We start from the raw sequence: 19,230 nt of genomic DNA, 5'->3' as shown, positions 1-19,230 counted from the left end.
ACACTATTGCTATAACAGTCTCATAATTTGTTTTATTTCATTTTGTTTACCATCTTCAACTGCATACCCTATACCCATTTCGTCACCTTTCATATCAGAGACGCTTCTCAATAACGATACCTTACTATTGGTATTAATGCGATCAAATTGTTCAATAGTTCGTCTATTACCATCTAATAAATATATATATTTACCATCAGGGCTAAATTTCACATCATGAATGTAACGTGCATGAATATCTGGTATGTTAATGTATGAAACGATAGAAGCACCATCATCAAAAATACTCATTAGGTACGAGTTGTTAAACGTTACCCCCCAGTCAGTGAAGGCAATTATTTTTCCATCCGGTGACATGTGAGCACTGTAGTATATGTCGGAAGGTACTGACAGCCCCTTCGCGTATTTAACCTTGCCAGTTGGAGTGAAAGTATCATCCCCATTAATTTTCCAAACAAGCGGACCACTCTTAAGGGAAAGACTTGAAAATACAATATACCTTGAGTCGGGGGTGATACACATTTCGCGCTGCTGTATTGATAACGGTTCAAATGTTGCTGATAGTTTAGTGAATATTTCTCCGCTAATTTTAAATACAGAGACTCCTGCTGTCGTCACCGTTGGCATAAATACATACTTGCCGTCGGGGGTAAACGCAACATGCACATCTGTAGATTCTCTGGGTATTCCTGTAAAATTGTTAAGTTTAGTGAATGTATCTCCGCTACGTCTATACACCAACCATGACGTTGCCTGCTGAGTGACAACTAGGAATTTTCCGTCTGGAGAAAACGTCACACCATGTACGATAGTTGATGGTTTTATTTGCGGATCTGGTAATCTATTAAATGATATTCCATCCCATTTAAAAATACGAAGAAAAGAACCACTAGCACTTGTACCTATCGCAATGAAATCACCATATATCGACACGGAAAGTATACTCTCACTACCTGAAGCTACGGAGATTAGTTGTTTAAAAGCTGGAGTTCCATTGGAATTGATCAAATAAATTGTTGCTCTATTACCACCATACCCCACCAAGAATCTACCATCTTGACTGATTTCAATATGCGAACCAACTGCGATTTCAGTTACCTCGACAAACCGCATGTAATCAACAATTGAGACCATTTCACCTTTAGATATGTTCTCTGTAAATAATGCTGTAGACTTAATTGATCCTTTTATCACCTCCCGTTCCCCACTAACTGCTAAAAAATCTGATCCTACACGTCTAAAACTGTAAGGCTTCCCAGCCAAAAGATCACCTGCAGAGTATGCTGTACCATCTTGTTTTTTTAGCGGTATAGCACCTAATCCATTCACATTTAGCGTAGGAGCAACTCCATTTGTTACATGTGGTACAATGGTGATGCCAAACCCATCAGCAAAATTTGCAGGAATAGGGATTAGCTTTGCCGCATAAGCTGAGCTCGTACCAGTTGTCCTAGCGTAACCTGGTTGGCGTACATAATTTGATATTATCTCCATACTAACATCCCTTACCGCCTTCTCCGTCGCAGCCACTGTTTCGGACAATCCGTCCGTCTTACTAGACAATTGTACCTTCCCCTTCTGCGTCAAAGACGCATCGGGAACATCTATCTCACCCACCGCTTCAAGAAGTTCCTCTAAATCTTGCTTAGTCGCTACACCCTCATCAACCTTCTCCCAGTTCTGATCCAAATACTTATCCAGATCAAAATAGGTTGTCGATGGTGAGGAACGATCAATCTTATTCAACCCCAAATTTTGTGTTTTTGGTTCATTCATTTAAGCTCCACCTCCTGCAAATTTATCCTGCCGAGTCTGTTCAATCTCATCCCGCGTCATGCTTTCAACCTCCGCAATCGTCAAATACCGTAGACGGTAGTCCACGGTCATATGTGCCGGTTTTATATCCTCAATCGCGGCCTTCAGATCGTCCAGATTGGGCGGTAAGCCCCATGTGTCGATAAAGCGAATTCGGATCAAGTATTCCTCAGGTGACACGGATACATCAATCCCGCCACTTTCGTACGCCTGCGCCACGTTCTTGAGCATCGAACCGGAAACCTTACCACTTCCGCGCATTTTGGAAATGATTACGGATCTCCGCTGGTCATCCGGCTTGGCTTGATTGGTAGGAATCTGCAAATCCCGCTCATAACGTTCCAATGCCCAGGTCGCAGACTCCGGGTAGAATTGGTCCAGTACACTTTCCAAACCTAACGTAAGCTTGTCCAGCTCAACACCTTCGGACTCTGTAAGAAGCTGCATCTCAAGCACATTTTCATACAATGGGGGCAAAAGAGTCATTAACACCTCTGCTTTACTCATGTCACCTTCACCGTCCCAAGAACAGCTACTGCGCCGGGGGCGATCTCCAGATTGGACATACCACCATTCACCAGCAGATCGCTATAATCGATCACGGGTGGAATATCCAGAATCACATTGGCAATACGTGTCCAACGAACCAACGGATCGGCAAAAGCCAGTTCTTTCAGATACGCCGTAACTCCCGTTTCAATCAGTGTCTTCACGCCCTCGTACGTTGAACCAGAAGCAAGCGTGACCTGCACCTCCACATCAATAGGTACCTCTTCCGCCCCCACCACCGTAACCACAGGTCCGATTGGAGCAGCACCTTCGCCCATTCCATCCTGGGTTGGATCGATATATTCCTGCACCGCCGCAATGACCGCCTCAGCAGGTGTTTGCATTTCGTTATTCAGCAATGCCACTTTGACAGTACCCGGACCATCCCACAGTGGAAAAGCTTTTGCTTTGCCCACACCGGAGTTTTCCCGTGCCCATAGCTCATACTGATATTTGTTCGCACTCGTGACCGGACGGGAAACTTTGTCCTGATAACGATCATATAAGGCCTGATCCGTTTCCTCGTCTTCGCCAGGAACCAGCAACTGTGTCAATTCAGCTGTCGTCAGTCCGGCTATATAATCGATGGGCAGCAACGCCCCTGTATATTCATTACCTTCCGCTCCGGCAACCTCACATTCCAACACATATCGCCCTGCCGCGATGCGTTCCACAACAACATACACCCGATCCCCCGTAGAAAAACGACTCTCCAATGGAACCTCAACAGGCTTCCCTTCGTTATCCCGGAAACTGCCAACCCAACGTGCCTTCGTGGCCGCTTTTCGACTAATACCAGACCAAGCCACCGCGCGATCCAGATACTCTCCAGAAGCTGTATCTGCAAACTTCAGGTTGGCGTTCACATCCAGCTCGATATACATCTGAGCCATTTCCACAGCCGCTGGCGCAAGCGCATCATAGATAATGCTGCCTTCACGTTTATCCACACCATCTGGTACCCTATCCAGCATTCGGTTTAAAATAACTTCAAACGTCTGCTCTTCATACATCCATGTTCACCTCCGTCTCCTCCCTGAAGCTGCCAAAATCTGTTTCCACGGTAAAAGACACCCGCACTCCATCGGCCTCGTGGACAAAATCGAACTCGGTTACATCCGAAATGCGATCATCCGGAAGCAACGCTTCGCGAATCCAGCGTTCCAGTTCAGATTCAACCATGGATCTCCCGGCCATTCCTTCCCAGGACCATTCCATGCCGTAATCCGAAGAATAGATTAGATGCTCATAGCGGCGTGTGGACAACGCTTTATACACCGCCTGTTTTACCGCATCTTTTCCTTCCAATTGCAACCTTCCAATTCGTTGTCCCGAAGCTTGAAATACATACGTCAGACTTGGAAGCACAGCAGCTTCTTCCAGATCTTCTGCACTAATATGCGCACCCTGTGGAATCATGGATTCACCAGCCGATCCAGCACAACAAAGCTGTCTCCACCTTGAACACGTAATAACAAAGCATGGTCACCCACGGTCCAAGCTTTGTTCACTACGGATTCCGGCAGTACCAAGAAAGGTTCAGCCAATGCCAGCCGTTGTTCAACGGTGATCTCCAGAGGCTGGGTGTTTGTCACGCTTCCGTACATTACCTGAACGGGAGACTTGGCATCTACAGCGGCCACCGCCGCCTTTTTAATCACGTCCAGCATCATTTATCGTTACACCACCTTCAAATCCAGTGACATCGTGTGCACGCCGCCCTGTACCTTATGCGTACATTCGTCTACCAGAAAATATTGATTAATCTTGAGTTCATCGATCTGGATGTTGACAAAACTACCTGCCCTCACCTTGAAATCACCAAGTGCATCTACTTTCAACGTCTGCGTCTCGCGGTTACGGAGGGTCATCAGGGTCTTGAGCATTTCATCAATCTGACCTTCATTCAGGCCGTCATCCGCTTTCTGGTACAAAAAAAGCAGCCCCCATTGACGGATGCTGCCTGAGTCCTGATGAACAAATGTTTCTCTTTTTCCCGTATCCTTGTTATCCCGATATAGCTTGATCTTATTATATGTCTGGTCGTCAATTGACCGCGTATAACTGTAATCCGTAAGCAGACTGTTATCCCCAATGACAAAACCATAAGGCATCTCTTCCACATCCCGAAGCACAAGCTTGCCGAAATCATCGTAGAAGATATAGTTTTTACCGCCATAGATCAGCGTTCGATCCAACGCCTCACAGATCATGTCAATCAGCTTTTTGTTATCGAATAACATACGCGGAATAACATATTTCGGCTGAATCAGATCACCAGTCTTCAACAGGAAATCCTTTGAAATTCGTTTAATTACATCCGCAGCAGTGGCATTAACGAACTTGTACGTCTGATTCGCGGTTAGATAACGAGTCTGGTCGTAGGCCTTGATTTTGACACTTTCGTCCTTACCGCTATCCACCGAGAAGATATATCCGTAAAATATGCCTACCTCGTTGCTGATATATTTCACGACATATCCATTCTCATATGTGAATTTCTTATTCTGGTACAGACTGCCCTTGATCAACGTGAATTCCAGAGAGGAAGGCTTGCCGATACGGGAGGTTTTGTACGTAATGTCACCGGCAATTTCGCTAATGTCCCAGATGTTGCCCTGCTTGTCATCCAGCAATAACCGTTCCTTCATGTTTGCCAGCTTATCATCCAGCCTGATCTGCTCTTGCATATTCCCTCTCCTTTCACGGAAGCTTGATCACAAGTCCAATCGGCAGCTTCTTCAGTTGTGCATCTTTGATGCTATTCAGCTTTTGCAGCTCTTTCCAGCGAGATCCATCTCCCAAATGGGCTTTGGCTACAGACCACAAGGAGTCTCCGGCTTTGAGTGTGACGGTCTTGGGCTGGATTTTTTCATTGGGCCGGGAGGCTTTGGTTTTTGTTTTCGAAGCAGCCGTATCCTTGCTGTCCTTGAGTGGCACTACTTTTTTGGCGGCATAAAAAATGAACTGCTTCAGCTTGATATCATACTGGATATCGCCCACCGTACCCGCTGTCTCCTTCCAGTCGAAGCTCTCAATGGAAACCGCCATATTAATGGTGTACCTTGCACTGGAAAAGAACAGTCTGACGGGTCTACCCGTCTGCATCCAACGGATGATCTTTTTCACATATTCATAGGGATCACGGTAAAACTGCTTCTGAATTGCCGGATGTCTTGCATCGTAGTTCAGATGATACGGGCTGTAGTCTGCCGGAAAAATCCCGCTGAAACTGACTTCACGTAGCTTCGGCGACTTGATCACGTTAATTTCACCCAAAGCGCTAACGTTAAACGTACTGCCGTCTCCCGAATCCGAAAACTCAATGCTCTCTGGTGTGACCGGGAAAAACATGTATTCGGAGCGATTATTGAAGCTTAGTTGAATATAATATTCCACTTATCCATACACCCCCTGAGCACTGGAGACGATCTGACTGTTCAGTCCATCGGTGATTTTGCTGATGATGCTGTCCACGTCATGTCCGCTGTTGATATCCCCTGTGGTGACCTGAACGGTTGGAGTAAGGCTGACAAATCGCTGAATCGCCTGCATCTCTGCAAGCTCACGCATCAATTTCAAGTCCTCGCTGGTTACATCGACTGTTCCATCCACGTCACCGATCTTGTCCACCTGTCCGATATTGTTGATTTTGTTGATGTTACTCATGTTGCTATTGGGAACAACGGTGGGAGCAGGTGCAGTTGGCATCGATGGTATGGGAGGTGTTTTGGGAGTTGAACCGCCGAATTTCCCGGGTAATTTATCAGAGCCGTTGGGAAATAGGCCTTTGGTGGTATCCATCAAATCATTCCCCTGGCCAAATCCCTTATCAAATGCATCCTTATAATCCGCAGAAGCATCCATTCTCCACAGACTAACAACGTCCTTTTGGCTCTCAGGAGCACTCGCTTCAAGGTCACTCATTAAACCCTGTATCTTACCACTCATTGAATGAATGTTAGCATCATCCACTAGTTTAATACCGCCCCAATTGGTACCGAAAATTTTATTCAGATAGGGTATTAATTTGTTTATACCACCGATCATCCAGTTGATCTGATCTTTGAAACCACCTGCGAAATCCTCAATTCCCTTTGTAATGTTGAACAGAATTTGGAGTACAATGAGTCCCATGTCAACAAACAACTTTTGGAATGCATATGCTGGATCTCTGAATACATTGATGACAAATTCAGCCCAAGACATGAAATAATTCAGAATGGATGCAAAAATTGATTTCATATGCTCGTAAACCATATAAAAATAACCTATAATCGCTCCCACCATATCCCCAGCTGTAACTCCACATAATTGCAAAATAAAGATGAGTCCTGCAATGGCAACAATTACAAGCAAGATAGGCCAGTTAGCTACCAACCATGCCGCTGCCAGTAAATAAACCTGCGCGATTACAACTCCGAGCGTAATAATTATATTGGCTAGGAGCACTAAAGCAATGGCTGTTAATATAGGTCCGATGATAGCCCAATTTTCTTGCACAACTGTAGCAAAATTGATGAACCCATCCACGATAAATGCCACCACTTGAGCAATAATTGCGAAGGCCCCACCAATCCATTCGATGAAAACACTGAACTGACCTGAGCTTATGGCTTCGTTTAATCGGTCAAGTACAGGAGATAAAACTTCCAAAGCTCTTGTCCCGATTTCAGATAGTATTCCATTGAACTGATTCACGAGAGCCGTCCATTTTTGCAATGGAGAATCCAGCATCGTATCAAAGGCTTCTTGTGTGTAACCTTGCATTTCAAGAACCGTCTGCAAACCTTGTATAAAACCGTCAAGGTCTTTAGTCTGTATAAATTCACCCAATCCAGCCCCGGTCAATGCACTTTCCGGTATGTTGAATTGACTCGCCAAATCAGTATTCTTTCCATTCATGGCACTAACAATAGCCTTGGATGCATCTGACAGACTTTTATTATCCGGTGATAACATACTCAATCTTTGAGTCATTTCATTTAACTGATCTACCTGCCCTGTATTTTGTGCCAACGGCAAGAAGCCTAGAGAAGATTTAAGCGAATCATTAACATCCTGACCACTCTTGGAGGCTTGATCTCGATACTTATTATAGATGCTTTCCCCGAGTACCGGATCTTCTGCGGCAACCATGTAACGATATTTGAAGTCTTCTTGTTCAGCAGCAGCTTTTAACACAACACTTCCAGCGGACTTTACCATTTGCACCCACTTGGAGAGTTTGCTCAGATTATCACCCAAAGCATTGCTTGTATCATCAGCCGTATCCTCCAACTTTTCCATCAGATTAATCGTTACATTCAGTTGTTGATTTACTTCATTAAAATGGTTGGATATATTCGTCTGGTTGAATTGGTTCAGATTAATCCGGTTAATCTGGTTGAAATTATTAAGGATCTCGGTTGTTCTTACTTGAACCAGATTTAGATTATTGATCAGGGTATTCATGGACGGAGGATTAATTACATCGATACTTGTATCGGACATCTATTTCTCCCTCCTTTCCTTTTTATTTCTTCCGGGCGCGATTTTTGGACCGTTCTTTCTTCTCTTCCTCCACCCGGATGGAGATCATCGCATAGATCGCTGCTCGTTCTCGCATGGAGAAAGCCATTAATTCATGCGGCAAAATGTTTAATTCGTGGAGAGCGTAATAAGCCAGATTGGCTTCGGAATCGCCCTCTTTAATTAGTTTTTTACGTCATCCACCAGTTCGTTCATATCCTGATTGAAGCCGTTCAGCTTCTGAACTTGTTCACCGAGCGAAGCAAATTCCCCAGGCAGCAGCATTTTCCGCAAAAGCGATTCCGCCCCCATCACGCCATATGAACGCTGGAGTTCTGCGTTTTTCAGATCGGGGTACACGACACTTGCGCTCATCAGGCGAGCCATGTAATCATTCGCATCGATGTCGGGTGTGTAGACACCGTTCTTGCCCTTGATTTTGCGAGTAGCTGCCTTGCGGCATTCCTGATTTTCGTCCTCGGTCATGCTACGCAGTTTCCAAGCAACCGGCTCGCCTTTCTCATCTTTAAATCGGGGGGATACGGTAAACTCCTCCGTTGTATCTGTTGCTGCATTTTGGGCAAAAAACATACTCAATCCACTCATGTATTGTTCCTCCTCTAAAGTTAGGTCCCCCGCCGCACGAAGCGGCGAAGAACAGTATTTTGGCACGCCAAATAGCCCATAACACAGGCAAGTTGAACAGGTTTCTTTTACAAACCCGCTGTAAATTTATACTCTTTATAAATCTCAAATCATTATGCTTTCTACGCTACATTACTTCGGTAAATTGAACGATACAGGCATATCGACATCTTCAAAGGTAAAGCTCACTTCTTCCTCCAACGCCTCCGCCTCGGTATCCAGGGATGCCATGATCACACTGTCGAGATTGACACCTTTGAGGGTTACCGTCTGTTTACCAATCGTGGACGAAGGATCTTCGTTGGTCACTTCAATGTCGAAGTACGTGTCCACACCATTCTGCATGTACTGGAGCATCAGCTCGCGGAAACGTGAAGTGGTATAAAAGATTGTCATGGAACCCGAACCGGACCAACCGGTTGCTTTGTGCTGTACACCGCGACGGCCCAAGGTTTTGACCTCTGCTTTTTGTTTCTCCACTGTTGCTTCCAGCGTCTTCACATAGAACATTTCTTCCGTCTGTCCGTTAATCGTTGCGTATGCGCGGCCTTCCTGGCCGGAGATTGTGTCGCTTGCTTTCAAAAATGCCATCTTAAACCACCTTCACTTTCATATATACTTTTTCAACGGAATCCACAGGTTGGACCTGAATCTCGATCAGAATGCTGTCGGTTTCATTGCCCGGAGCAACAGTAATATCTGTTTTGGAATCAAAATTTTGAATCGCCCCAATATCCTGAAGCTGCTTCAGGTAAGTGACACATTGGGAACGGAACAGGCTGCGCCCATCTTCGTTGTTGTTCACTTTTCCGATGTAATAGGACTCAAAAATCCGTTTCATATCGTTAGCGATACCATCAAGTACACGGACTACACGGTTTTTGGCAAAATGACGTGCCTTATCCGGTGTAATGGAACGGAATGTATTCACATCCTGCTCCACCACTGCACGGTTGCTGCTCGCGGTAAAGACAAACTCGCCATTACGCAATGCTACTTCTGTCTCGCTATGTGTCAATCTGCCATTCACATCCACGGCATCATCATACGCACGGAACGTCAGGGATTCATTCAGGTTAGCACCCGCTGTTGCACCGGCAGTCCATGCTACGGTTTGTTTTGGTGACAGGACCGTACCATCTGCGAGCACAACACCATTTTTGATACTGATAATGCCTTCATGATCTGCAGCAGGATAATCGGACAGAACGAGTTGCACTTTCTTGCCCTCGGTATCACGCAAACGCTTGATGTAAGCTGTGTAGACTGACTTGAGTGTGGCATCGTCTGAGACTAGACCGACCGTGTTAAAATCCAGCACCTCTAGCTTGGTCAGAAAATCGGCATGCTCTTGGTTGGTTGCTGTACCATCCAATCCACCTGTTAGTGGAAGTGAAGCTGTAGCTGTGAGTGCACCTTCACCAGTAAATGTGACGTATGCGTTGGATTCCAAAGCTTCGATGGTAGACGCGGTTTGTTTGTCCACTTCTTTACCAGCAAGCAAAGTGGAGACATCCAATTGTTCTGGTTCATTGATATTTGCGGAGATTACAACAGACAGATCATTACCACGTACACCACCGTGATGGGCTGTCACTGTCAGTTTGTCCAAGGTTGCCTTGGCTTTGGTCCCAGCATTGAGTCGGTAAAGAAGTAAGGTCTGCGCCCGTTTCAATGCCTCGCGGATCAGTAGTAATTGCGGTGCTGTCCAGTCATAGCCCAATTTGGCTTGTACATCTTCACCTGCTTGTACGGTCAAGATGGTGCCAGCTTGTCCCCATGACAATGGCAATGCCAAAGCCACCGTTCCTCGCTCTCCTACCGTACCCGGCAATGTGCCCTCTGATGCAAAATTCATATATACGCCGGGGCGTACCTTGTTTTGTGTAGTCCATGTTCCTCCAGCCATTATTGTGCCTCCCCATTCATAAATTGTTGGATGTGTTGCTGTGCTTCTTGTAAGGTATATGTTTGTTGTTCCAGCAGAACTGCTGCCAAAATATCTTTCTCGATCCGGCTGAGTTGCCGGGATTCGGCGAACTGTGCTTTGCTGTATTTTTGGTTGTTTTTCTGTTGAGCTTCCAGATTTTTAGGTTCCGGTTCTTTTTTCGTAAACATTGCCAATGCGCCTCCTATTCCTTTCATGTTGATCCCCTCATTTGGTTGTTTAAGTTCATTTAAAGAAAAATTACACTAGCCACTCCAATTGCAGAACAACCTTCGTTACATTGAACTTATATAGTTATTCTCTCGTAGCTTTAAGTGCGGTAGGTCGCTGTTCCAATTGTCGCATGGTAGCGGCGGACTCCGACACTTTGGTGGTTCGCATGGTATAGTACACCAGCATTCGCGGCATATCGGTTTCCGTTTCCCAACGCATTTCCGTTGCACGATAGGGAGTGCCCTCCACGTCGATGGTTTCCAATGCTTCGAACAGCTGGTCTGGTAGGGTACCCGGGATATTGTCTGCTCCTAGCCAGCGAATTTCATAGGCGTGATATTGCACGAAGCGATCGCTGCGTTCCCGGGTGAGTTGGGCGTACAGCAGGCGGTAGGAGATGCCCGGGGTGGAACTAGTGCCCGTTTGCGGGAGGATCGGGATTTTCGGAAAGTGCTGCGTGAGTGTTGTAGCGATAGAGTCGGTTAATTGGTTTGTTGTCATGGTTCACCTCCTTTTTATTGGTGAGATTGAGATTAGTTAAGTTTTTCCTATCTACCAAGATTCGATATCCAGACTAACGGCTTTAAATGTAAGTTCACATGCCATATGAAAGACGTAATTGGCGCCACCCCCGTTTTCATCATCTACAATTAATACCCGTGTATGTGAACTCGTCGCTGACTTTACTTCTCCGTCTTGGGCACCGGATATCAATCTCACAGCGTTACCGGTTTCCTTGGGTATTGCACATAATTATAATCAGACATGATCATGCCTCCTTATTAAGAGTAAGAACCGCCCACACTGGCGTTCCAAATCTCTTTGTTATCCAGCAAGATCCGGTAAAGGCGAACGCATTTCCATGTGGCTACGCCGCTGTTGTTTGAAGCGTGCGCCCGCAAATAGTAGGACCCGGACAGGTTGGAAACACTCAAGCTGATTGTGGTCCTTGTCGTCAGTGAACCCCGATATGTTCGGGCGTTATATGTACCGCCGCCTCCCATTTGGTCCGTTGACGCTATGAAAATCCCATCTGATTGGATGTGGGATGAACCTTCCAATGCAAAATCAAATACAACGTTAGTTACGTTGGTCAGATCCACTGGTGTGCTTGTCACTACGGCCGCCTCACCGCCGCCTGTGCTTGGGTTGTATGCGTAACATTCCACATGGTCCGATTGTTTGGCCACATATGAATTGCTGCCCCATACGGAACCTTTCCGCATAGTCTGTACAGTGGACCAAATGGGACGCCATACTCCCCCGACTCTCGCATAAATTTGTTGGACACCCCGCCAAGTCCCCGAAACCTTGACAGACACTCTATTGGGCATTTTCCACGTGCCACCCACCTTAGCGCCTAAAGCCATGCGTTATTCTCCTCCCCTTTATCATGAGTATTGATACCAGATGTCGCCATCGTTTCCGCCAGAAGGTGCAGCAGATGAAATAATGTGCCTGTTCTTAGCATCAAGTAAAGATTGAAAAAGGTCTTGTGACCATGCTGTCCAAGTTCCATTGCTTTTAATTCGCATTCTGAATGATCCTGCACTAAATAAATCATAGGCTTTTTGAATAACCCAACTATCAGAAGACATTGCCTGAACTTCGATATACCACCATGCACCACTCGCGGTTGTTGGTGCATGGGCAATATTCTCACCAACATAGAACCCTGCAGCGACTAAATTATTGGCATTCCCATTACTGACGTTGATTGAAAGACCATTATCTTCAGTTAACTTACGCTTTTGCCACGGTGCACCTTGATCAACAATCTGCATCCACGGCCCCCAGGTATCGTTAGCAGTCGTACCAGTACGATGGTACATTCCTCCTGTCGTTCCGCCAGAAGCATATTCGTGAGTGACACCTCCGCTGTCATCATTCCAGCCCTTTAATCCATGTAATACGACATAGAGTTCGGCGGGTAAGCCAATCATTGAGCCTGATTTAAATGAGTATGCGATGTTTTTACGATAATCGCTCGGCTTTGTAGCTACTCCACGAGTATCTGGAATCAGTCTTGGAATGGCACTGTCCACAGCCGCTTTCACTGCCTTTTCCGTCGCAGCCACCGTCTCGGACGTACCGTCCGTCTTGCTTGACAACTGCACCTTCCCTTTTTGCGTCAACGACGCATCAGGAATATCCATATGACTCACCGCTTCACGGAGCGCATCCAAATCCTCTTGCGTTGCAACACCAGCATCAATCTTTTCGAAAATCATACTAATACTATCCCGGGTCACTCTTTCGTTCCCCAAAGGAAGAGGTAATTTCAATCGATCGGTTTCTTGTGGCATTACGCCCACACCTCCAGTTCATTCCACGTCAAGGACGCGGTGTCCAGTTCATCCCAAGTCATCTGTTTGTCGTCCAGATCGTCCCAGATCAGATAACGATACTCATATTCCACGGCCATATGGGCCGGTTTCAACTCTTCAATCGCACGTTTGAGATCGTCGATATTGGGCGGGATACCCATCGTATCCACAAAGCTCACCGTAAAACTCCATGCTCCCGGCTGAAAAGTTACATCCACCTTGCCCCCGGCATATGCCTCAGCCACATTCGAAACCAACCTGCCAGAGAACTTCCCGGCACCACGCAGCTTCGACTCCACTACGGCACGCCTCTGTTCCACAGGTTTGAGACGATCCGTCTCAATGCCAAGCTCTTCTTCCCAGAAGTCCAGCCCCCACGTCGCCGTGCGGACAAAAAACTGCTCCAGCGTCTCATCCAGCGCCTTGTACAGCAGATCCATTTCACTGCCTTTGGCCTGCATATCGGCCTGCATGACACGCGAAGTCTCGTAATACCTTGGCAAATACGAGAACAGCTCCCGCCCTTTCTCACTCGTCAGTCCAACATCTACAATAGAAGGAGCACTCATGCCCTGTCCCCTCCCTTCCTTGCACATCATCATGAAACGTCTCGCTCACCAGCTCTAACTCAGATCGGCGTACTTCTCCCAATCTTCCTTGGTCTCCGCACTCCAAAACTACTTCTTCGTCCACCATCTGCCCAACACTACTCATGCACATCCACCGTCCCCAGAACCGCCACCTGACTCGCGGTTATCTCAATATTCTGGTCGTTCACACCGTTCACGGTAAGCTCCGAATAGTCGATAATGGGCGGAATGTCCAGCAGGATCGCAGCAATGCGAGTGTAACGAACGAGTGGATCGGCAAAAGCCAACTGTTTCAGATACGCGGTCACCCCGCGTTCGATCAATGCTCGTACATCGGCGAGTGTCGCATCACTTGCCAGAGTCAGTTTCACCTGAATATTCATCGGCACTTCCACCGCCGACATCACAGACACTACTGGCCCCGCCGGTGCAACGCCTTCACCCTGTCCATCCTGCGTGGGGTCAACGTACTTCTGCACAGCCGCCACCAGATCGGTACCCGCAGCACGTTTGTCCGTGTCTAACAGATACAATCCCACCGTGCCTGGCCCCTGCCATAAAGGAATGACACGCGTTGCGCCTACACCTGGTACTTCACTGGCCCATTGCACATATTGCGACTTGTTGCCACTGGTCCCCTGATTGCGGACTTTGGCATAAAAGCGTTCCAGCAACGCCGTGTCTGCCTCAATATCTGCACCGCCTTTGATCACATCAACGTTCGTGACAGAAGTCACGCCACTTACAGGTGTAGACAGCACAGTTACCGTGCCCGCAGGCACATTGCTCTCTTTTCCGGCAACAAGCGCTCGCACACCTACCACCCCGGAGCCCTCTGCATCCAATTCCAAACGCCCCACCGTTTCATATTCGAGCGAAGCTTCAGCAGATACTTCATCCGCGAGTGTAGCCACGACCGTTCCCGCAGGAATCACCTTGCCCGGCGTACCCACGAATCTAACCGAACCTTGTGCAACTACCGCAGCCCGCCGCGTAATGCCATGCTCTCCTGCCCGCAGATCCAGCTCTTCCGAACGAAAATTCGGATCACTGCTCGCAGCCGTACTTGCAAACCCCCGCCGAAGTAACTCCTGTGCCCACAATGCAGCCTCAGACAGCATAAACGCAACCGGAGCCTCCGCATCCCACAGAAACGATCCTTCCGACTTATCCAGATCCGCGGGCAGACGATCCAGCATACGCTGCATAATCTGTTCCTCCGTCTGGTCCTCCAAATAACGCGGAATCTCAGCCATCCCGTCAGATCACCTCACTTTCCAGAATAAACATCTCTTCCTGCACACTCGCCACCCGGCACGAGAACATGCACTGCTCCCGATTCCAATCAAACGTGAACTGGTCTACCGATTCCGTGCGCGGATCAGCCAGCAACGTTTCCGTCACCATCCGGGTAATCTCACTTTCCATCACACCCCGGCTGTCACCCTGACCCACCAGATCCTCCAGCTCCGAACCGTAGTTTCGGGAATAGATCACATGTCTGTATCTTGGCGTTTTCACGGCCTTAATGCACCACTGTACCCAGGCTTCATGCCCACCAGCCGCAGCGACTTTACCACTTGGGGTCAGTACAAAATCCCCTGCATCGTAATCGAATCGCCAGCTCCGTCCAAAGCGTACCTCTTCCGAAACCGCCCCCGACAGATCCTCCTCATCTCCCCAGACCACACCCGTTTCCGGGAACAAACTAGGCATGCGCACTCACCACCTTACACAGCACCACAATGTCGTTACCGCCATTCACTCGCATCGCCAGTACGCGATCTCCGGCTTTCAGACCTTTGCCAAGAGACAACACCGTTTCTTCCACTTCCTCTTCTTGCAATAGAAACCGTCCCGTGCCCGTTGTTCCGCCGTTTGCCACGTCAGGTATACCCGAAATCGCGCCAGCAGCCTCGCGCTCCGGCAGTCCAAGCGTGCCCGGCAACTCGGCCACGAGATAGTCCTGCACTTCGTGCTTGAAATCATCCAGCTTCACGCCGGACGAGGTCATCGTACCCAATACCGCGCCCAGCCCGCTCACAGCCTGACGAGAATGTGTACTCATCGCACCCCGCATGACGTCGGCAAAATGCCCATACGGATCATCTTTATTCAAGGTAATACCTCCTTTTCACCAGCTCAGCCGTCCCCAGTTCCAACGTCATCGTTCCAGGTCCGGCAGACAGATCACGGCTAACCGACATGACGATTAGCTTCAGCCCTTTTAACAACACTGCGTCCCCGGCGCGAATCGTATTGATATCCGGTGCTGATATCGTAAAGGTCTCCTGAATACCCGTCAGATGACTTTTAGCCAGTTTTTTCGCGGCGGTTGTGGATTTCACCTGATCGTCCTCGATCAGCTTTTGCAATGTGCCCAGTTCTTCCACATTATCCTGCTCAATCGCGAGCACTTTGGAAGGAACTTCTTTGCCACTGCCAGACTCCGACGCTGCCATCACCTTAACCTTGGTGACCGCCCCTTCGAGCGTACGCATCTGGGTCAGATCAATTAGTCGATCAAGTTCATACACCTTTGCATTACTTCCAACCTGGAAGAGCTGCAACCCACCGGGCGTCATCCGTGGATGGTACATTTCCCCGCCGGACTTCGCCGTTTCTTTCAGATCGGCAAACATCATCGAGAAGATCGTCTGTGACCGATACACGGCTTTTCCCAGCTTTGTCTTGGTTTCTGGCAATGTAGCGTATGGAATCTTCCACTCTTTGGCGTAGGTTTTGAGTCGTTGCGTAGCGGTCTGATCCTTAGGCAACAGGAACTCGTCCTCTGATTTTTCCAGATATATCATTCGGTCGTACACCGTGAGAGATAGCCGCTTAGTGCCGCTGTTCGAGCTTTCCACCTCCCAGATGACCGCAGGATGCAGCAGATGAACCATGGATTTTTCGCCAAAAGGAACCCCGCTAATCCGCACCGCCATGCCCGGTGAGATCGAAGGCAGACCGGAAGATGCAGACACCGCCAGCCGGATGTTAGCCTGATAGGCAATCTGGTCAAGCGAGTCCTTCAGCGTAATCGTCTCCACCAACTTGGTGATGTCGTATTTGTCGTCGACAATGACCTTGTAGGTCATGGCATCACCAGCTTTTGTCCGGGCTTGATCCGGTTCGGATCACTCCCGATGATCTTTGCGTTGAGCTTGTAGATCTCGTTCCATTTGGAACTGCTACCCAGCTCAAGCTTTGCTATTTTGGACAGGGAGTCGCCAGATTTGACGGTGTAGGTCTTGCTGTTCTTTTTCAAATCGGTACGCGAACCTGACTTGCTCGCGGATGCCGCAGAGCCCACCTTCTCCACCTTGGAATCCCGCCATGTGCGTAGGGTCAGGTCGAAATAAATATCCCCTGTCTCCCCCCCACGAAAGCTCGAATTAAGCGAAACAATAAAAACAGGCACGTTCACGCCCGTCTCTGAAATGATGAAACGCAGCGGCTTTTTGGAGATGAGAAAAGTGTTCAACACATTCATCGCCACGCGTGGATCCAGAAAATATTTTTCATCCATGCAATAGGACGGATCATATCGTTTCGGAAAAAAAGAAGAGAAGGTGATCTCCTTCACCTTCTCCCCTTGTGCAAAATCAAACTCGCCATGCTCCAACATATTGACCGTTTCATATCCCTTAGATCTGGAAATATTAACTTCTTCAGGGTTTACCGGAAATTGAAATGGAGTATTGCCATCCTTCAACGTAAATGACATTTTGTTAGGACCAACTTTATCTTCAAGTACAGACATATCTGCGGCCTCCTTTCTGCTTAGGCCATAATTGTTTTGCGATTTTGCATCGCGCGGCGGAACTCATCAGAGATACGTTGCCCCACCTGATGAGAAACTGCGTCATAATCAATAGCGTTCTCCCGAACGGTCACTTGTACCGTACCCGGTGCAATATTCACAGCAATCTGGTTCGTCGTTTCCGTTTTGAAATCCTTAAGGTAACCTGCCAGACTGCTCATCTGTTCTTCGGAAATACGCACTGTGAGCGGCGAAGCTTTCTCATTGGGTTGACCCGCGTTATTCATTGCTACCGCTTGGGATTGCATCACACTTGTTCCCATAAGACCCGCAGCCGTCGGTGAACCAAATCGATTGTTCATGTAGGCTTCTGGACCGGTGATCGATAGAACTGCCGGCCTGTATGGAGGCGGCATCTGAGGTGCTATCGGTGGAGGGGGTGGTGTCTGCGTTGCTACAGGTGTTGAGGGTGACGTTATGACCGCTGCGGCTGGGGCGGTCTGCTCTTCCTTTTTAGAACCGAAACCAAAAAAACCTGCAACCCCATTGAACAAATTCGTCGTTTTCTCCGCCACGTAACTCGCTCCCTCAGAAGCAAATTTTGCTACTTTTGAGATGTCTTCCGCGTTGTTTTTTAGGAATCCACCTACCTTGTCACCAAGCCAACCGCCTGCCTTTTCACCCAGCCAACCGCCTATTGAACCGCCCAGCATGTTCCCAACCACCGGAATTGGAATTACACTGCCAAGTACGGTACCAATAGCTGTTCCTACTGCGTTACCAGCAACCGAACCCACAGCACGGGCACGATCCTCAGGTGGGGCGCTTGCAAGTTCTTTAATATTGTTATACATACGGAGTGGTGCGAACAATTTTCCCGCTCCTTTAACGAGGTTGCCACCAAGCTTGCTTATGATGCCAGACCCACCACTGCCTCCTGCCCCACTTCCGCTTCCACCTCCACCAAAGAGACCTTTTACATCGCCCCACAATCCATCGAATCCACCGATCAAATCGGACCCTGCGGACGAGAAATCATTCACAAATTTTGCCCCACGTTTTGTAACCTTGAACGCCTTTTTCAATTTATTCCCCGGTGTGGCAGGTGTTGTGATTTCTTTCCATAGCTTCTTCCCACTATTTCTTGCATCAAAGACTTTCCCCACACCAGATGAGATTGATTTCCCACGATCAAACATACCTTTCATCTTCTGCAAAAAAGTTTTAGGTTTCGCTTCGGCCGCTGGTGCCGCTCCAATATTGATAGAGTCTAGCTTGGTACTCAGCATATTAATAGATTGGGTATTTGTATTCAAAGCATCGATCAGTGGCTGTGAATTCACATTAACGGATACATCTGAAATCTGGTGGCTGACTTTGAGCTGCACACTAGCTGTAGCATTCAACATCTTAGATCGGATTTGCTTCATTTTTCTCAACAAACCATTTAATGCCGGAGTAGCACGGTCAACCAGATCAACCGTCGGTGTAATACGCAGCCTGCTGATTCGCACAGCCATACTATAAATATGCTCTAACCTGCGTCCAGTCGTTCTCAGTTCATTGTTCACCTTAATCAGACTCTGATAACGAACTCTGCCCAGACGTTCCGTAGAACGCTGAATCTGATCCAGATAACGAAGGGTTGTCCGCATTTCTGCATTAGATTTGGATAGACCTACAATCATTTCTGCCATTTCTTCACCTCCTGCCCTTTTTCGTTATCGATTCATTTGCGAAGTTATCGCTGACATTTCCTCTTCTGAGAACGCAATTAACAGCGAGCGCTCCCCGCGTGGCAAAGACCAGAACTCTCCGGGCCGGAGATGATGACGTACCCACATGTGATACAGGAACGTGGTCATCCCG

At 47.8% G+C, this 19,230-nt stretch carries 22 protein-coding genes; all 22 read right to left on the bottom strand.

All coding sequences use genetic code 11. From position 1 onward, the window contains the following. Positions 1-9: 9 nt before the first annotated feature. The 22 genes from C161_RS06475 to C161_RS06370 all read right to left on the bottom strand — a co-directional run bounded on the left by C161_RS06475 (position 10) and on the right by C161_RS06370 (position 19,058). Positions 10-1,776 (bottom strand): tail fiber protein, encoded by a 1,767-nt coding sequence (locus tag C161_RS06475; protein WP_036668872.1) that lies wholly within the window; start codon positions 1,774-1,776, stop codon positions 10-12. Further along, the gene (locus C161_RS06470; protein WP_036668870.1) at positions 1,777-2,322 is read right to left on the bottom strand and encodes a putative phage tail protein; all 546 of its coding nucleotides are present in this window, start codon (positions 2,320-2,322) and stop codon (positions 1,777-1,779) included. Continuing rightward, a complete protein-coding gene (locus C161_RS06465) occupies positions 2,319-3,377 on the bottom strand; it encodes a baseplate J/gp47 family protein (RefSeq protein ID WP_036668867.1) in 1,059 nt (352 codons plus the stop codon). Before C161_RS06465 ends, C161_RS06470 begins: the two co-directional genes overlap by 4 nt. Beyond that, entirely contained in the window at positions 3,370-3,783 is a 414-nt protein-coding gene (locus tag C161_RS06460; RefSeq protein WP_036668865.1) for a DUF2634 domain-containing protein, read from the bottom strand. The genes C161_RS06465 and C161_RS06460 overlap by 8 nt, the downstream gene beginning before the upstream one ends. Then, a complete protein-coding gene (locus tag C161_RS06455) occupies positions 3,780-4,037 on the bottom strand; it encodes a DUF2577 family protein (RefSeq protein WP_051449612.1) in 258 nt (85 codons plus the stop codon). The genes C161_RS06460 and C161_RS06455 overlap by 4 nt, the downstream gene beginning before the upstream one ends. Before the next feature lie 6 nt (positions 4,038-4,043). Continuing rightward, positions 4,044-5,054: an XkdQ/YqbQ family protein gene (locus C161_RS06450; RefSeq protein WP_051449611.1), complete on the bottom strand. Its 1,011-nt coding sequence runs from the start codon at positions 5,052-5,054 to the stop codon at positions 4,044-4,046. 13 nt (positions 5,055-5,067) lie between these two features. Beyond that, the gene (locus C161_RS06445) at positions 5,068-5,763 is read right to left on the bottom strand and encodes a LysM peptidoglycan-binding domain-containing protein (RefSeq protein ID WP_036668863.1); all 696 of its coding nucleotides are present in this window, start codon (positions 5,761-5,763) and stop codon (positions 5,068-5,070) included. Then, the gene (locus C161_RS06440; protein ID WP_036668860.1) at positions 5,764-7,857 is read right to left on the bottom strand and encodes a hypothetical protein; all 2,094 of its coding nucleotides are present in this window, start codon (positions 7,855-7,857) and stop codon (positions 5,764-5,766) included. 201 nt (positions 7,858-8,058) lie between these two features. Then, entirely contained in the window at positions 8,059-8,481 is a 423-nt protein-coding gene (locus C161_RS06435; protein ID WP_036668857.1) for a phage tail assembly chaperone, read from the bottom strand. Between the two features lie 171 nt (positions 8,482-8,652). Further along, on the bottom strand, positions 8,653-9,111 hold the full coding sequence (locus tag C161_RS06430; protein WP_017690162.1) for a phage tail tube protein: 459 nt from the start codon (positions 9,109-9,111) through the stop codon (positions 8,653-8,655). Position 9,112: 1 nt separating this feature from the next. Next, positions 9,113-10,429, bottom strand: coding sequence for a phage tail sheath family protein (locus C161_RS06425; protein WP_036668855.1), 1,317 nt, complete (start codon positions 10,427-10,429; stop codon positions 9,113-9,115). After that, on the bottom strand, positions 10,429-10,638 hold the full coding sequence (locus tag C161_RS06420; protein ID WP_036668853.1) for a hypothetical protein: 210 nt from the start codon (positions 10,636-10,638) through the stop codon (positions 10,429-10,431). The genes C161_RS06425 and C161_RS06420 overlap by 1 nt, the downstream gene beginning before the upstream one ends. A gap of 124 nt (positions 10,639-10,762) precedes the next feature. Then, a complete protein-coding gene (locus C161_RS06415; protein WP_036668849.1) occupies positions 10,763-11,182 on the bottom strand; it encodes a phage tail terminator family protein in 420 nt (139 codons plus the stop codon). Between the two features lie 281 nt (positions 11,183-11,463). Continuing rightward, positions 11,464-12,051, bottom strand: a complete 588-nt coding sequence (locus C161_RS06410) for a hypothetical protein (RefSeq protein WP_036668847.1) — start codon at positions 12,049-12,051, stop codon at positions 11,464-11,466. 21 nt (positions 12,052-12,072) lie between these two features. After that, entirely contained in the window at positions 12,073-12,987 is a 915-nt protein-coding gene (locus C161_RS31415; RefSeq protein WP_051449610.1) for a pyocin knob domain-containing protein, read from the bottom strand. Beyond that, positions 12,987-13,577, bottom strand: coding sequence for a YmfQ family protein (locus tag C161_RS06400; RefSeq protein ID WP_036668845.1), 591 nt, complete (start codon positions 13,575-13,577; stop codon positions 12,987-12,989). The genes C161_RS31415 and C161_RS06400 overlap by 1 nt, the downstream gene beginning before the upstream one ends. Before the next feature lie 137 nt (positions 13,578-13,714). Beyond that, a complete protein-coding gene (locus C161_RS06395; RefSeq protein ID WP_036668843.1) occupies positions 13,715-14,854 on the bottom strand; it encodes a baseplate J/gp47 family protein in 1,140 nt (379 codons plus the stop codon). 4 nt (positions 14,855-14,858) lie between these two features. Then, the gene (locus tag C161_RS06390) at positions 14,859-15,314 is read right to left on the bottom strand and encodes a DUF2634 domain-containing protein (RefSeq protein WP_036668842.1); all 456 of its coding nucleotides are present in this window, start codon (positions 15,312-15,314) and stop codon (positions 14,859-14,861) included. After that, positions 15,307-15,717, bottom strand: a complete 411-nt coding sequence (locus tag C161_RS06385) for a hypothetical protein (protein ID WP_036668841.1) — start codon at positions 15,715-15,717, stop codon at positions 15,307-15,309. Before C161_RS06385 ends, C161_RS06390 begins: the two co-directional genes overlap by 8 nt. Next, positions 15,710-16,696, bottom strand: coding sequence for an XkdQ/YqbQ family protein (locus C161_RS06380; RefSeq protein ID WP_036668838.1), 987 nt, complete (start codon positions 16,694-16,696; stop codon positions 15,710-15,712). The genes C161_RS06385 and C161_RS06380 overlap by 8 nt, the downstream gene beginning before the upstream one ends. Then, a complete protein-coding gene (locus C161_RS06375) occupies positions 16,693-17,325 on the bottom strand; it encodes a LysM peptidoglycan-binding domain-containing protein (RefSeq protein WP_036611596.1) in 633 nt (210 codons plus the stop codon). The genes C161_RS06380 and C161_RS06375 overlap by 4 nt, the downstream gene beginning before the upstream one ends. 56 nt (positions 17,326-17,381) lie before the next feature. Further along, on the bottom strand, positions 17,382-19,058 hold the full coding sequence (locus C161_RS06370) for a hypothetical protein (protein WP_036668835.1): 1,677 nt from the start codon (positions 19,056-19,058) through the stop codon (positions 17,382-17,384). Positions 19,059-19,230: the final 172 nt, after the last annotated feature.

The sequence above is a fragment of the Paenibacillus sp. FSL R5-192 genome (assembly GCF_000517845.1).
Classification (GTDB): domain Bacteria; phylum Bacillota; class Bacilli; order Paenibacillales; family Paenibacillaceae; genus Paenibacillus; species Paenibacillus amylolyticus.
This window is presented reverse-complemented; position numbering and strand designations above follow the sequence as displayed.

Coding starts and splice junctions, on each gene's coding strand:
- C161_RS06440 (WP_036668860.1), bottom strand. CDS start 7,857: ATGTCCGATACAAGTATCGATGTAATTAATCCTCCGTCCATGAATACC.
- C161_RS06465 (WP_036668867.1), bottom strand. CDS start 3,377: ATGTATGAAGAGCAGACGTTTGAAGTTATTTTAAACCGAATGCTGGAT.
- C161_RS06370 (WP_036668835.1), bottom strand. CDS start 19,058: ATGGCAGAAATGATTGTAGGTCTATCCAAATCTAATGCAGAAATGCGG.
- C161_RS31415 (WP_051449610.1), bottom strand. CDS start 12,987: ATGCCACAAGAAACCGATCGATTGAAATTACCTCTTCCTTTGGGGAAC.
- C161_RS06460 (WP_036668865.1), bottom strand. CDS start 3,783: ATGATTCCACAGGGTGCGCATATTAGTGCAGAAGATCTGGAAGAAGCT.
- C161_RS06395 (WP_036668843.1), bottom strand. CDS start 14,854: ATGGCTGAGATTCCGCGTTATTTGGAGGACCAGACGGAGGAACAGATT.
- C161_RS06420 (WP_036668853.1), bottom strand. CDS start 10,638: ATGTTTACGAAAAAAGAACCGGAACCTAAAAATCTGGAAGCTCAACAG.
- C161_RS06475 (WP_036668872.1), bottom strand. CDS start 1,776: ATGAATGAACCAAAAACACAAAATTTGGGGTTGAATAAGATTGATCGT.
- C161_RS06430 (WP_017690162.1), bottom strand. CDS start 9,111: ATGGCATTTTTGAAAGCAAGCGACACAATCTCCGGCCAGGAAGGCCGC.
- C161_RS06435 (WP_036668857.1), bottom strand. CDS start 8,481: ATGAGTGGATTGAGTATGTTTTTTGCCCAAAATGCAGCAACAGATACA.
- C161_RS06410 (WP_036668847.1), bottom strand. CDS start 12,051: ATGGCTTTAGGCGCTAAGGTGGGTGGCACGTGGAAAATGCCCAATAGA.
- C161_RS06380 (WP_036668838.1), bottom strand. CDS start 16,696: ATGACCTACAAGGTCATTGTCGACGACAAATACGACATCACCAAGTTG.
- C161_RS06415 (WP_036668849.1), bottom strand. CDS start 11,182: ATGACAACAAACCAATTAACCGACTCTATCGCTACAACACTCACGCAG.
- C161_RS06470 (WP_036668870.1), bottom strand. CDS start 2,322: ATGAGTAAAGCAGAGGTGTTAATGACTCTTTTGCCCCCATTGTATGAA.
- C161_RS06400 (WP_036668845.1), bottom strand. CDS start 13,577: ATGAGTGCTCCTTCTATTGTAGATGTTGGACTGACGAGTGAGAAAGGG.
- C161_RS06455 (WP_051449612.1), bottom strand. CDS start 4,037: ATGATGCTGGACGTGATTAAAAAGGCGGCGGTGGCCGCTGTAGATGCC.
- C161_RS06390 (WP_036668842.1), bottom strand. CDS start 15,314: ATGCCTAGTTTGTTCCCGGAAACGGGTGTGGTCTGGGGAGATGAGGAG.
- C161_RS06450 (WP_051449611.1), bottom strand. CDS start 5,054: ATGCAAGAGCAGATCAGGCTGGATGATAAGCTGGCAAACATGAAGGAA.
- C161_RS06425 (WP_036668855.1), bottom strand. CDS start 10,429: ATGGCTGGAGGAACATGGACTACACAAAACAAGGTACGCCCCGGCGTA.
- C161_RS06375 (WP_036611596.1), bottom strand. CDS start 17,325: ATGTCATTTACGTTGAAGGATGGCAATACTCCATTTCAATTTCCGGTA.